The following is a 12,163-nucleotide window of genomic DNA, read 5'->3' on the forward strand; positions in this document are numbered from 1 at the left end:
GGGGCGCAGGGGCTGAAAAGCCGGTCGGGGCGGGGAGCCGGCGTCAAAGGCAGTGGAGGACGCCATGACGGTTAAGGCAATTCTCGAAAGCAAGGGCCATGACGTGTTCACGCTCGGGCCCAATGAGAAACTCAGCGAGGCCATTCGCATGCTGGCCGAGCACAGGATCGGCGCGCTCGTCATCACCAATGGCGACCGCAAGATTGTCGGCATCCTCTCGGAGCGCGACATCGTCAAGGTCCTGGCCAGGGAGGGCGCCGCCGCGCTCGACATCGCCGTGCGCTCGGCGATGACACCGAAGGTGAAGATCTGCAACGAAAACCACACGGTCAACGAGGTCATGGAGATCATGACGAGGGGCCGCTTCCGCCATCTGCCGGTGGAGAAAAACGGCCTGCTCGACGGCATCGTCTCCATCGGCGACGTGGTCAAGCGCCGCATCGAGGACGTCGAGCGCGAAGCCGAGGAGATCAGGGCCTACATCGCCACCGCCTAGAGTGCGAAAGATGCCGCCGGTTTTCGGCCGGCGGCATTGGGCATTAGCGGTTGTCGAGCTCGGCGCGGACGAGCTGCAGCCCGCGCCGGGTGATGCGGTAGGGGCCGGCTTCCGTCGAAGAAACCGCTTTCTTGCGCCTCAATTTTCGAAAGAGCTCCAGGTCGAAGCCAGGATAGCGCCAGCCGTCGCGGGTCAGGCACTGGACGGAGGCGATCTTTTTACTCTCGTTTTTTCGATTTCGATACGCCCGCCCTGCGCGAGCAGATGCAGTATGCGCTGTTCCCCACAGCGCCGCGCGTCTCGGACGCGCAAAAGGACGCTGTGGCACTCTTGGTTGGCGCATGATCCTTTCCGAAAATCGGTTCCGATTTTCGGGGTCATGCGCTGCGCGAAATGTCCATTGGATAAAGTCCCGGGAAAAACAACAAAAGCCGCCGCCGCGAGACATCGCGGCACGGGGTTTCAGGTTTTTCTGCCCTGCCTCGCTACGAGGTCAGGGCTTCACCGGGACTGAGCGTAAGTGGACATCCACTCTCCATTGGGAGGAGTGTCCCATAGGCGAACGTAGCGGAAAAGGCCAGCGTGTGGGCTTTACGCTTGTCTCGCAGGGCGGTTTGCACTAGCGAAGTTGCGCACCGAAATATGCGTTTTGCATATCGCGAATTCTAAGATACGCAGGCCTCCATGAGCATCATCGACACCCGCACCCCCGACGCAAAACGGCTTATCCCCGGCGCCACCGGCGACTGGGAAGTCATCATCGGGCTCGAAGTGCATGCGCAAGTGATCTCGGAAGCAAAACTCTTCTCGGGCGCCTCGACATCGTTCGGCGCCGCGCCCAACGCCAATGTCAGCCTGGTCGACGCGGCGATGCCGGGCATGCTGCCGGTCATCAACGAGGAATGCGTCAAGCAGGCGATCCGTACCGGGCTCGGCCTCAAGGCCGCGATCAACCACAAGTCGGTCTTCGACCGGAAGAACTATTTCTATCCGGACCTGCCGCAGGGCTATCAGATCTCGCAGTTCAAGCAGCCGATCGTCGGCGAGGGCAAGGTGATCGTCTCCGTCGGCCCCGACCGCCAGGGCGAGTTCGAGGATATCGAGGTCGGCATCGAGCGCCTGCACCTGGAACAGGATGCCGGCAAGTCGATGCACGACCAGCACCCGACCATGTCCTATGTCGACCTCAACCGCTCCGGCGTCGCGCTGATGGAAATCGTCTCCAAGCCTGACATCCGCTCGGCCGACGAGGCCAAGGCCTATGTCACCAAGCTGCGCTCGATCATGCGCTATCTCGGCACATGCGACGGCAACATGGACGAGGGCTCGCTGCGCGCCGACGTCAACGTCTCGGTGCGCCGTCCGGGCGGCGCGTTCGGCACGCGTTGCGAGATCAAGAACATGAATTCGATCCGCTTCATCGGCCAGGCCATCGAATATGAGGCGCGCCGGCAGATCGCCATTCTCGAGGACGGCGGCAAGATCGACCAGGAGACGCGCCTGTTCGATCCGAACAAGGGCGAGACGCGCTCGATGCGCTCCAAGGAAGAAGCGCACGACTATCGCTATTTCCCAGATCCCGACCTTTTGCCGTTGGAGTTCGACCAGGCCTATGTCGATGCGCTCGCCAAGGACCTGCCGGAACTGCCCGACGACAAAAAGGCTCGGCTGGTCGATGTGCTTGGACTGTCCGCCTATGACGCCTCGGTGCTGGTTTCGGAAAAGCCGATCGCCGACTATTTCGAGAAGGTTGCCGCCGGGCGCGACGGCAAGCTCGCCGCCAACTGGGTCATCAACGATCTCCTTGGGCAGCTGAACAAGGCCGACAAAGACATTGAAAATGCTCCGGTTTCGCCTGAGCAGCTGGGCGCCGTGCTCGACCTGATCAAGGAAGGCACCATTTCAGGCAAGATCGCCAAGGACCTGTTCGAGATCGTCTGGAACGAGGGTGGCGATCCGCGCCAGCTGGTCGAGAGCCGCGGCATGAAGCAGGTCACCGACACCGGCGCCATCGAGAAGGCCGTCGACGAGGTGATCGCCGCCAATCCGGACAAGGCCGAGCAGGCGCGCGCCAAGCCGACCATGGCCGGCTGGTTCGTTGGCCAGGTCATGAAGGCGACCGGCGGCAAGGCCAACCCGCAGGCGGTCAACGACCTCGTCAAGGCCAAGCTGGGCATCGAATAGAGCGATGTTCGTCCGCACCGCCAGCGAGCGCGATCTTGTTGCGGTCCGCGCGCTGCTGGTCGAGACCTGGCATGCGACCTATGATGCCATCTATGGCGCCGAGCGGGTTACGGCGATCACCGACGACTGGCATTCGATCACCTCGCTCAAGACGCGGCTGACGCGTCCGAATTCCGAGTTCCTGGTTGCTGACGACGGCAAGCGGCTCGGCGGCATGGCGTTCGCCGCCGCAACCACCGACCCGAAGATCGTCCTTCTGAACCAGCTCTACGTGCATCCGGCCTGCCAGCGGCAGGGGATCGGCCAGTCGCTGCTCGACGAAGTCGAGGCCAGTTTTCCGGAGATGGATACGCTGCGCCTCGAAGTCGAGGAAGCAAATGCCGTGGCGATCGCCTTCTACCAGGCGAACGGGTTCCGCCAGGCGGGCAGGACCGCCGATTGCGGCGGCAGTTCGGGATTGCCCGCGCTCGTCATGGAAAAGCGGCTCGGCTAGATCGGCGACGCCTCCAGTCGATGTATCTGCATATGCCGTCGGAAGAATAGGCGTCAACGGCGGCGACAGCCCGCCGATCGGCAGCCGATCGGACCGCGAGCGGTCACGCGGAGGGAATCTCCACATTGTCGATCAGCCTCGTCGTGCCGAGCCATGCTGCCGCGAGCAGGCGGCCGTCGCGGTCCCGTCGCCAGGGTTCGAGCGTGACGCTCGCGCGGGCGGCGACATAGTCGATCTTCCGGAAGCCTGCGGAGACAAGCGCCTTTGCAGCATCTTCGGTGGCGCCGGCTTCATCCGCACCGGTCGAAAGCGCCGCTGCCGTGCGGCGCAGGATCGCGTTGAGCTGGCGCGCGATGTCGAGCTCGGCTTCGCCCAGATAGGCATTGCGCGACGACATGGCGAGGCCGTGCGCGTCGCGCACCGTCGGCGCGCCGATGATCTCGACCGGCAGGTCGAGATCGCGGCAGAGCTGCCTGACGACGCAAAGCTGCTGGTAGTCCTTTTCGCCGAACACGGCGCAGTCGGGCGCCGCCTGCAGGAAGAGCTTGGCCACCACGATCGCGACGCCGTCGAAGAAGCTCGGCCTGAAGTCTGTTTCGAGACCCGACGAGGGGCCGCCCACCGAGATCTTGGTGGCGAAGCCGGCGGGGTACATTTCGCTTACGCTCGGCGTGAAGGCGAGATGCGCGCCTGCCTCCCGCAACCGGTCGAGATCGCGCGCCAGCTGGCGCGGATATTTGTCGAGGTCCTCCGTCGGCGCGAACTGCGTCGGGTTGACGAAGATCGAGACGACGCAGCGGTCGGCGCATTCGAGCGCGATCCTGACCAGCGAGATATGGCCGTCATGCAACGCGCCCATGGTCGGTACCATGGCGACCCTGAGGCCGGCCTGGCGCCACTCGCGCACCTGGGCGCGAAGGGCGGCGACGCTGTCGACGACGATTGGAGTGCTCATGTCTCGTCCTTGCCGGATGCTGTCGTGAAGACGTGGTCTGGGCCGGGAAAGGCGCGGCTGCGCACCTCGGCGGCGTAGCGCGCCGCCGCATCGGCGATCACGCTGCGCAAATCCGCGTATTCCTTCACGAATTTGGGCACGCGGTCGACGGTCATGCCGACCATGTCGTCGATCACCAGGATCTGGCCGTCGCAGTCGGCGCTGGCGCCGATACCGATGGTCGGTATGGAAATATGACGGGTCAACTTCGCGGCCACGGCCTCCATCGTCCCCTCTATGACGACCGAGAAAGCGCCGGCCTTCTCCACCGCCTCGGCGTCGCGGAAGAGCGCTGCGATGTTCTCCTCCGTCCGGCCCTTGATCCTGTAGCCGCCGTCCCTTTCCACCGACTGTGGCTGCAGCCCGATATGACCCATCACCGGTATGCCTTCGGCGACGATGGCCGCGATCTGGGCGGCCATGTCGACGCCGCCTTCGAGCTTCACGGCCTGGCAGCCCGTTTCCTCGACAATGCGCCTCGCGGACGTCGCGGCCTGCGCCGGCGAGGTCTCATAGCTGCCGGCGGGCATGTCGACCACGACGCAGGCCTTGGCCGAGCCGCGCATCACGGCCTGGCCGTGGGCGATCATCATCTCCAGCGAGGCGCCAAGCGTGGTGGCGTGGCCATGCAGAACCATGGCGACGCTGTCGCCGACCAGCAGCAGGTCGACATGCGGATCGAGCAGGCGGGCGACAGGGTAGGTATAGGCGGTGAGGCACACGATCGGCACGCCGCCCTTGCGGCGGCGAATATCTTCGGCGTTGATCCGGCTGTCGGCGGACGGTTTCCGGGTCAATCGTCACCTCCCTGAAGGCGCCCCGAACCGGGGCGGGTCGAGCTTTAGAAAGACAGGCAAGGCTTTGCAAGCCGCCCTGCCGCCAGCGGAGCGGCTGCATCGATTTAGCGCACGAAGCATTACATTCCGGGAGCGGCAAAACCCTTGCCTTCGCGGTGGCGTGACGCCATAAGCAGGGGAGAGGCGCAGCCGCTGCCGCCGCGAGGATCTGGATGAAAACTTTCCTGCTGCAGTTTTTCACCTGGTGGAACAGCCAGACGCTTGGCACCCGCTTCCACACCTGGCGCTTCGGCAAGAAGGTCGGCGAGGACGAAGCAGGCAACGTCTATTATGAAGGCGGTGTCGATTCGGAAGGCCGCACCCGCCGTTGGGTGATCTACCGCGACTATTCGGAAGCCTCGAAGATCCCGCCCGGCTGGCATGGATGGATCCATCACCGCGTCGACACGCCCCCTTCGGGCGAGAGCTACAAGGCGCGCGAGTGGCAGAAGCCGCATCGGGCGAACCTCACGGGAACGCCCGGCGCCTATCGGCCGCAAGGTTCGATCTTGACTAACCAGCATCGTCCGCAAGTGACCGGCGACTACGATGCCTGGACGCCGGGATCGTAATCACCCGGATCGCAATTCAAGGCGTCGCTTCGATCCTTTATCGCCACAATTGGCGTTTAGCTGCTTGCTGACTGCGCAGCCATGATTAGCCTTGGGCATTGAAGAATCACCCGGGCACAACCACCGGTGTTTTGCATGAGCGATCCAGAGCAATTCCAGGAAAAGTGCGCAGCGGTTTTCCGTTCGGAATTGCGGCTCAGGATTCCAGCCCAAATCTCTAAGGCGCTGATCGCTGGGACGTCCCTTCTGCTTGCCTCGACAGCCGCTTTCGCCGCCGCGCAGGCGCCGGCCCCTGCGCCGGCTGCCTCCGAGCGTATCACCAACCCAGTGGCCGAATTCGCCGGCATAGACAAGATCACCGGCCGCATCATCACCTTCGACGTCTATGTCGACGAGACCGTGCAGTTCGGCGCTTTGCAGGTCACGCCCCGCGTCTGCTATTCGCGGCCGGACACGGAGCAGCCGAAGACCGATTCCTTCGTCGAGGTCGACGAGATCACGCTCGATCGCAAGATCCGTCGCATCTTCACCGGCTGGATGTTTGCCGAAAGCCCTGGCCTCAACGCCGTCGAGCACGCCGTCTATGACGTCTGGCTCAAGGGCTGCAAGCAGAAGTCGGACGTGCCGCCACCGACCGCAGCAAAGGCCGAGACGGGCAAGCCGAAGACCCAGGCCGCCAAGCCCAAGGCAGCGGCGGAGCCGGCGACCGAGCCGGCTGGCGCTGCCCCCGAGCCGACCGACGACGATCCCTCCAGCACCAACTGATCCCGGAACCTGCCCGCCTTTCAGCCGTTCCAACTCGGCAAGGCGAGGAGGATTCCGCGATGACCGCCACGAAGCCGATCATGGCCAACAAGCAAGAGCTTCTCGACATCGAGAAGGGCTTCTGGACCGGCGATTCCGCCTATTATGAAGCCAATGCCGATGTGGAATGCCTGGTGGCGTTTCCGCAAATGGCCAAGGCGATGACCAACTCCGACCTGGCGGCGACAGCCAGCAAACCCAACCGTTGGCGCGACCTCGACATCAAGCTGAAGGGCATGGTCGAGCCGGGCAGCGATATCATCATGCTGACTTACGAAGCGCGCGCGACGCGTGAGAACGGCGAATCCTATGCCGCGCTGGTCAGCACCGGCTATGTTCACCGCGCCGACGGCTGGAAGATGATGTTTCACGCGCAGACGCCGATGGATACGGCGCGGGACTGACCTCAGGGATAGAAGACGGCCTCGCCCTTCAGCGCCTCGGCCAGCAGCTTCTCATACTGGCCGCGCGGCACGTCGATGGCGCCGAAGCGCTTCAAATGCTCGGTGGTGAACTGCGTGTCGAGCAGCGCGAAGCCGCGCGCCTTCAGCCGCTCGACCAGATAATAGAGGCAGGTCTTAGAGGCATCGGTCTCCCTGGCGAACATGCTCTCGCCGAAGAACACGCGCCCGAGCGAAACGCCGTAAAGGCCGCCGACCAGACGGTCCTCGCGCCAGGCTTCGACCGAATGGCAGTGGCCGAGGCGATGGAGCTCGACATAGGCTTCGCGGATCGGCGCATTGATCCAGGTCGAGCGGCGCTCCTCGCGCTTCTCGGCGCAGCCGTCGATCGTCGCCTCGAAATCGAAATCGTAGCGGATCTCGAACGGGTGCTTGCGGATCGTTTTCTTGAGGCTGCGCGGCGTGTGGAACCCGTCCAGCGGAATGATGCCGCGCGTCTCCGGCCGCACCCAGAACACTTCCGGGTCGTCGGCGCTCTCGGCCATCGGGAATACGCCCGATGCGTAAGCCCTGAGCAGCAGGTCGGTCGGGATGCGATAGCCTGGCGCGTAGGGGCGGGTCATCGCATCCCCGTGCTATTCACCCTTGGCCAGGTATTTTTCCAGCCAGTGGATATCGTAATCGCCATTGGCGATGTCGGGATTGCCGACAAGGTCGCGAAACAGCGGCAGTGTCGTCTTGATGCCGTCGACGACGAATTCATCAAGCGCGCGGCGCAGCCGCATCATGCATTCGACGCGGTTGCGGCCATGCACGATCAGCTTGCCGATCAGGCTGTCGTAATAAGGCGGGATCTTGTAGCCGGAATAGACACCGGAATCGACGCGGACGCCGAGGCCGCCCGGCGTATGGAAATGCGTGATCGTGCCGGGCGAAGGCGTGAAGGTCCGCGGGTCCTCGGCGTTGATGCGGCACTCGATGGCGTGGCCGGTGAACTTGATGTCCTCCTGCCTGACCGACAGCCCGCCGCCGGAAGCGACGCGGATCTGCTCATGCACGAGGTCGATGCCGGTGATCGCTTCGGTCACCGGATGCTCGACCTGCAGTCGCGTGTTCATCTCGATGAAATAGAACTCGCCATTCTCATAGAGGAACTCAATCGTGCCTGCGCCTGAATAGCCGAGATCGGCGATGGCTTTGGCGCAGATGCCGCCGATGCGCGAACGTTCCTCGGCGTTGAGCGCGGGCGAATTGGCCTCCTCCCACACCTTCTGGTGGCGCCGCTGCAGCGAGCAGTCGCGTTCGCCGAAATGCACGCCGCGGCCGGCGCCGTCGCCGAACACCTGCACCTCGATATGGCGCGGCTTTTCCAGATATTTCTCGATATACACTGCGTCGTCGCCAAAGGCCGCGCCGGCTTCCGACTTTGCCGTCTGCAACGCGACTTCGAGGTCCGCTTCGGTGTGCGCCACCTTCATGCCGCGGCCGCCGCCGCCGGCGGAGGCCTTGATGATCACCGGATAGCCGATCTCGGCCGCAACGCGCTTGGCTTCCTTCTCGTCGCTGATCGCGCCGTCGGAGCCGGGCACCACGGGAATGCCGAGACGCTTTGCCGTGCGCTTGGCCTCGATCTTGTCACCCATGATGCGGATATGGTCGCCGGAGGGGCCGATGAAGGTGATGTTGTGGGCGGCGAGGATATCGGCGAATTTGGCGTTTTCGGACAGAAAGCCGTAGCCCGGATGCACGGCGTCGGCGCCGGTGATCTCGCAGGCGGCGACGATCTGGTGGATGTTGAGGTAGCTTTCGCGCGACGGCGGCGGGCCGATGCAGACGCTCTCGTCGGCGAGCCGCACATGCATGGCGTCGGAATCCGCGGTCGAGTGGACCACCACCGTCTGGATGCCGAGCTCCTTGCAGGCGCGCAGCACCCGGAGCGCGATTTCGCCGCGGTTGGCGATGAGGATCTTCTGGAACATCTCTTGGCTGTTCCTACTCGAGGACCACCAGCGGCATTCCGTACTCGACCGGCTGGGCGTCCTCGATGAGGATCGCCGTCACCGTGCCGGCGCGCGGCGAAGGAATCTGGTTCATCGTCTTCATCGCCTCGATGATGAGAAGCGTCTGGCCTTCCTTCACCTTCTGGCCGATCTCGACGAACGGCTTGGCGTCGGGCGAGGGCGCCAGATAGGCGGTGCCGACCATCGGCGAAGGCACGGCATTCTTGGACGGATCGGCAGGCGCCGCGGCGACGGCCGCTGCCGGCTGAGCCGCGGCGGCGACGGGAGCGGCAATCGCGGGCAGGGGCGCGGCAACCGCATGGACAGCCTGCGACTGGCGCGACACGCGCACCTTGAGGTCGCCGAGCTCGACCTCGATCTCCGTCAGATTGGTGTCGTTCAGGATGCCCGCCAGGTCGCGGATCAGTTGCTGGTCAACACCGTTCTTTTTTATCGACATTTTCGAGCCTTCTGTTTGGGGGCCGGTCACAGGCGTGCCGCCAGTGCCTGCAGCGCGAGCGTGTAGCCGAGCGGCCCGAACCCGCAGATCATGCCGACAGCGACCGGCGCGACCATGGAGACGTGGCGGAAGGGCTCCCGCGCGTGGATGTTGGAAAGATGGACCTCCGCGACGGGCAGCGGCGCAACAGAGCGGATGGCGTCGTGGATGGCGATCGAGGTGTGGCTGTAGGCGCCGGGATTGATGACGATTCCTGCAGCCTTCTCGCCGGCTTCCTGGATCCAGTCGACCAGATCGCCCTCATGATTGGACTGGCGAAAATCGATCCCGAGCCCGAGCGCGGCGCCCGCCGCCTTGCAATCCTCTTCGATGGCCGCAAGCGTCTTGCCGCCATAAATTCCCGGCTCGCGTTTGCCGAGCGCATTGAGATTGGGACCGTTGAGGACGAAAATCGTTTTCAATATGCCGACCTTGTTTCACGCCGACCCCAAGCCGGCGCACTGGGCCTCTATAATGGGCATAGCCGCCCGCGAAAAGAGCGCAAGTGCGTTCTTACGCTGTCCACAGCGGCCGGCTTTTGTATCCGCAAGCGCCTACAGTGCGCTCTTGGCCTCTTCGATCTTTTCCGCCAGAACCTGCTGGCCGAGCGCTCCGAAGATCACCTCGTTGCCGACCACATAGGACGGCGTGCCAGTGATCGACAGTTTCGTCGCAAGGTCATAGGTGCGCGAAAGCGTCTCGGCGATGCGCGGATCCTTCATCTTCTCGCGCAGCGTCGCCTCATCGGCGCCGAGCGAAAGCGCCACCTTGATAGCGGTCGCTTCGGTGGCGCGGCCCTGGCCGCCGAGCAGCGCGGTGTGGAATTCGCCGTATTTCTCCGGATGCATCAGGTGGAACGCCATGGAGACGACGCTGGCCTTCTGCGAATCGGGGCTCAGGATCGGGAACTCCTTGAGGACGAAGCGCAGGTCCGGATCGGACTTGGTCAAAGCCTGCATGTCCTCGATGGCGCGTTTGCAAAAACCGCAATTGTAGTCGTAGAACTCGACGATCGTGACCTTGCCCTTGGGGTTGCCGACGACGCCGTCGAACGTCGAGTTGAAGATCTCGTCCTTGGAATTCTTGATGACGCCGAGTGCCGCAAGCCGCTGCTCTTCCTTCTGCTTGGCCTCGAGCGCGTCCTGCACCTCGAGCAGCACTTCCGGGTTCTTCAAGAGGTAGTCGCGGATGATGCCCTCGACCTCCTTGCGATCGATCTTGGTATCGGCGGCCGCCTGGGTGTCGGCGGAGGACGTGACCTGGGCGACCTGCACGGTGTCGGCCTTCGCGGCCTGCGGATTTCCCGCCACGAAACCGAAGGCCAGCATGCCGAGCGCCACCGCCAGGCCGCCGGCACTGCCAAGCAGGATTGCCTTGTTCATTATCGTCGTCCTTTTTCCTGTTCCGGTCCGCCTTCGTCGTCGCCGACGTCCGGGAGGTTCATTTGAGTTTGTTAGACGGTGTGTAGTTTATAATATCCTGAGCGCGCACCCAGCGGGGTTCGCCGCGCTTCAATTTCTGTTGAGCGCGCATGGCGAAGATCTTCGCATTCTTGTAGTCGCCCGCATAGTAATGGCCCTCTGCGGTGGCAAGATCGGCGGCCGGAATGTCGCCCTGTTCTCCATAGGCCTGCGCCAGGAAGCGATAGGCTTCGGCATTCTCCTTGTCCCGCCCGACGCCGTTGTTGAGCTGGACCACGGCCTTTTTCAGCGAATCAGGCGTGCCCACCGCCATCAGCGCCTGGCCGAGCGAGACCAGCAGCAGTCCGGAATGCGCGGGATCGAGGCTCACCGCCTTGGCATAGGCGTCCGCCGCGTCCTTCGGCTTGTTGGCCTTCATCAGGATATCGCCGCGCAGCTCCTGGAAATAGGGGTTCTTCGGCTGTTCCTTGATCAGCGCCGCCGTCTTGGTCAGCGCGGCGCCTGGATTGCCGTAAAGATAGGTCTGCTGCGCGTCGCCATAGCGCGAGGCGAGGCTGGTCGGATTCTTGCGCATCAGCCGCGCGACAGCCGCCTGGCCCTGCATATAGGCGGCGATCTTGATGCGCATCATGTCGTGCCGCTGCTGCAGCGCCGGGGGGTCGACAACATTGACGAAGGGGCTCTGCTTGACCAGCACTTCAAGGTTGGCGATGCGCTCCTGCGGCATCGGATGGCTGATCCGGTAGGGATCCACCTGGGTGCCGGCGAGCGACAGCGCGCTCTGGAAGCGGCCGAAGGTCTTCAGCATGCCCATGCCGGACTGGCCGGTGGCGTTGAGATAGGTGATCGCCGAACGGTCGGCGGTGATCTCTTCGGTGCGCTGATAGGCAAGGATCGAGCGCTGCGCCATCTCGCCGCCGCCGGCGGCAACACCCATGCCGGCGCCCGCCAGGCCCTTGCTGTTGGTGGTCGCGCCGGCCACCATGGCACCGGCGCCGAGCAGCGTGGCGATGATGGCCATTGTCTTGGCGCGGTCGAGCTGGTCGCGCAATTTCTGCTGATGACCGCCGGCAATATGGCCGGCCTCGTGCGCGATGACGCCGATGATCTCGTTCGGCGTTTCGGCGGTCACCAGCGCGCCGGTGTTGACGAACAGGCGCCGCCCGGTGACGAAAGCGTTGAAACTCGGATCATTGACCAGAACAATGTCGATGCCGTCATTGGCAAGCCCCGCGGCCTTGAAGATCGGGCGGGCATAGTCGCGCACCAGCGCCTCGATCTCGGCGTCGCGCACCACCGGCACGCCTTGCGCGAAGGCGCTGACCGAGCTCGACACGGCAACGGCGGCGGCAAGCATAAGCGTCGCGAAGCCGCGCGCGGTTCGGCTGAGAGAGGTCGATCTGCCAATCGATGGTCGGGGTCGGCTCAACATAGGTCCACTGGTAGACGAGCGGGCGAAAGAT

Annotated in this window: 14 protein-coding genes and 1 pseudogene; 6 read left to right on the plus strand and 9 right to left on the minus strand. The window is 63.9% G+C overall.

What is annotated here, in order from left to right; all coding sequences use genetic code 11:
- The first annotated feature begins 64 nt into the window (after positions 1 to 64).
- Positions 65 to 496: a CBS domain-containing protein gene (locus tag EJ068_RS30795; RefSeq protein ID WP_127250825.1), complete on the plus strand. Its 432-nt coding sequence runs from the start codon at positions 65 to 67 to the stop codon at positions 494 to 496.
- Between the two features lie 43 nt (positions 497 to 539).
- On the opposite strand, the pseudogene EJ068_RS30800 reads toward EJ068_RS30795, so the two are convergent.
- Positions 540 to 808, minus strand: a pseudogene (locus EJ068_RS30800) (YjhX family toxin).
- Positions 809 to 1,180: 372 nt separating this feature from the next.
- Between EJ068_RS30800 and gatB the strand changes: the two are divergent.
- Together gatB and EJ068_RS30815 are read left to right on the plus strand one after the other, a co-directional pair.
- A complete protein-coding gene (gene gatB, locus EJ068_RS30810; RefSeq protein WP_127250824.1) occupies positions 1,181 to 2,680 on the plus strand; it encodes an Asp-tRNA(Asn)/Glu-tRNA(Gln) amidotransferase subunit GatB in 1,500 nt (499 codons plus the stop codon).
- 4 nt (positions 2,681 to 2,684) lie between these two features.
- Entirely contained in the window at positions 2,685 to 3,173 is a 489-nt protein-coding gene (locus EJ068_RS30815; protein WP_127250823.1) for a GNAT family N-acetyltransferase, read from the plus strand.
- A 103-nt stretch (positions 3,174 to 3,276) separates the two neighbouring features.
- Here the strand turns inward: EJ068_RS30815 and panC are convergent, their stop codons facing one another.
- Both panC and panB read right to left on the minus strand, forming a co-directional pair.
- Complete coding sequence (panC, locus tag EJ068_RS30820) at positions 3,277 to 4,128, minus strand: pantoate--beta-alanine ligase (RefSeq protein WP_127250822.1); 852 nt, start codon at positions 4,126 to 4,128, stop codon at positions 3,277 to 3,279.
- Complete coding sequence (panB, locus tag EJ068_RS30825) at positions 4,125 to 4,964, minus strand: 3-methyl-2-oxobutanoate hydroxymethyltransferase (protein ID WP_127250821.1); 840 nt, start codon at positions 4,962 to 4,964, stop codon at positions 4,125 to 4,127. The genes panC and panB overlap by 4 nt, the downstream gene beginning before the upstream one ends.
- Positions 4,965 to 5,176: 212 nt before the next feature.
- On the opposite strand from panB, the gene EJ068_RS30830 reads away from it, so the two are divergent.
- The 3 genes from EJ068_RS30830 to EJ068_RS30840 all read left to right on the plus strand — a co-directional run bounded on the left by EJ068_RS30830 (position 5,177) and on the right by EJ068_RS30840 (position 6,783).
- On the plus strand, positions 5,177 to 5,575 hold the full coding sequence (locus EJ068_RS30830; RefSeq protein WP_042643890.1) for an NADH:ubiquinone oxidoreductase subunit NDUFA12: 399 nt from the start codon (positions 5,177 to 5,179) through the stop codon (positions 5,573 to 5,575).
- Between the two features lie 135 nt (positions 5,576 to 5,710).
- Complete coding sequence (locus tag EJ068_RS30835) at positions 5,711 to 6,340, plus strand: DUF2155 domain-containing protein (protein WP_245463294.1); 630 nt, start codon at positions 5,711 to 5,713, stop codon at positions 6,338 to 6,340.
- 59 nt (positions 6,341 to 6,399) lie between these two features.
- Positions 6,400 to 6,783, plus strand: coding sequence for a hypothetical protein (locus EJ068_RS30840; protein WP_127250820.1), 384 nt, complete (start codon positions 6,400 to 6,402; stop codon positions 6,781 to 6,783).
- A 2-nt stretch (positions 6,784 to 6,785) separates the two neighbouring features.
- Here EJ068_RS30840 and aat read toward each other — a convergent pair whose 3' ends face one another.
- From aat to EJ068_RS30870, 6 genes are all read right to left on the minus strand, one after another.
- A complete protein-coding gene (gene aat, locus EJ068_RS30845; protein WP_127250819.1) occupies positions 6,786 to 7,403 on the minus strand; it encodes a leucyl/phenylalanyl-tRNA--protein transferase in 618 nt (205 codons plus the stop codon).
- A gap of 12 nt (positions 7,404 to 7,415) precedes the next feature.
- Positions 7,416 to 8,759 (minus strand): acetyl-CoA carboxylase biotin carboxylase subunit, encoded by a 1,344-nt coding sequence (accC, locus tag EJ068_RS30850; RefSeq protein ID WP_126082842.1) that lies wholly within the window; start codon positions 8,757 to 8,759, stop codon positions 7,416 to 7,418.
- 13 nt (positions 8,760 to 8,772) lie between these two features.
- Entirely contained in the window at positions 8,773 to 9,240 is a 468-nt protein-coding gene (accB, locus tag EJ068_RS30855; RefSeq protein WP_126082841.1) for an acetyl-CoA carboxylase biotin carboxyl carrier protein, read from the minus strand.
- Between the two features lie 26 nt (positions 9,241 to 9,266).
- Complete coding sequence (gene aroQ, locus EJ068_RS30860; protein ID WP_042643880.1) at positions 9,267 to 9,701, minus strand: type II 3-dehydroquinate dehydratase; 435 nt, start codon at positions 9,699 to 9,701, stop codon at positions 9,267 to 9,269.
- A gap of 132 nt (positions 9,702 to 9,833) precedes the next feature.
- On the minus strand, positions 9,834 to 10,661 hold the full coding sequence (locus EJ068_RS30865; RefSeq protein ID WP_127250818.1) for a DsbA family protein: 828 nt from the start codon (positions 10,659 to 10,661) through the stop codon (positions 9,834 to 9,836).
- A 58-nt stretch (positions 10,662 to 10,719) separates the two neighbouring features.
- Positions 10,720 to 12,132: a M48 family metalloprotease gene (locus EJ068_RS30870; RefSeq protein ID WP_127250817.1), complete on the minus strand. Its 1,413-nt coding sequence runs from the start codon at positions 12,130 to 12,132 to the stop codon at positions 10,720 to 10,722.
- Between the last annotated feature and the right edge of the window lie 31 nt (positions 12,133 to 12,163).

Origin of the sequence: Mesorhizobium sp. M2A.F.Ca.ET.043.02.1.1, from assembly GCF_003952405.1 — a bacterium.
In the GTDB taxonomy this organism is placed as follows: Bacteria; Pseudomonadota; Alphaproteobacteria; order Rhizobiales; family Rhizobiaceae; genus Mesorhizobium.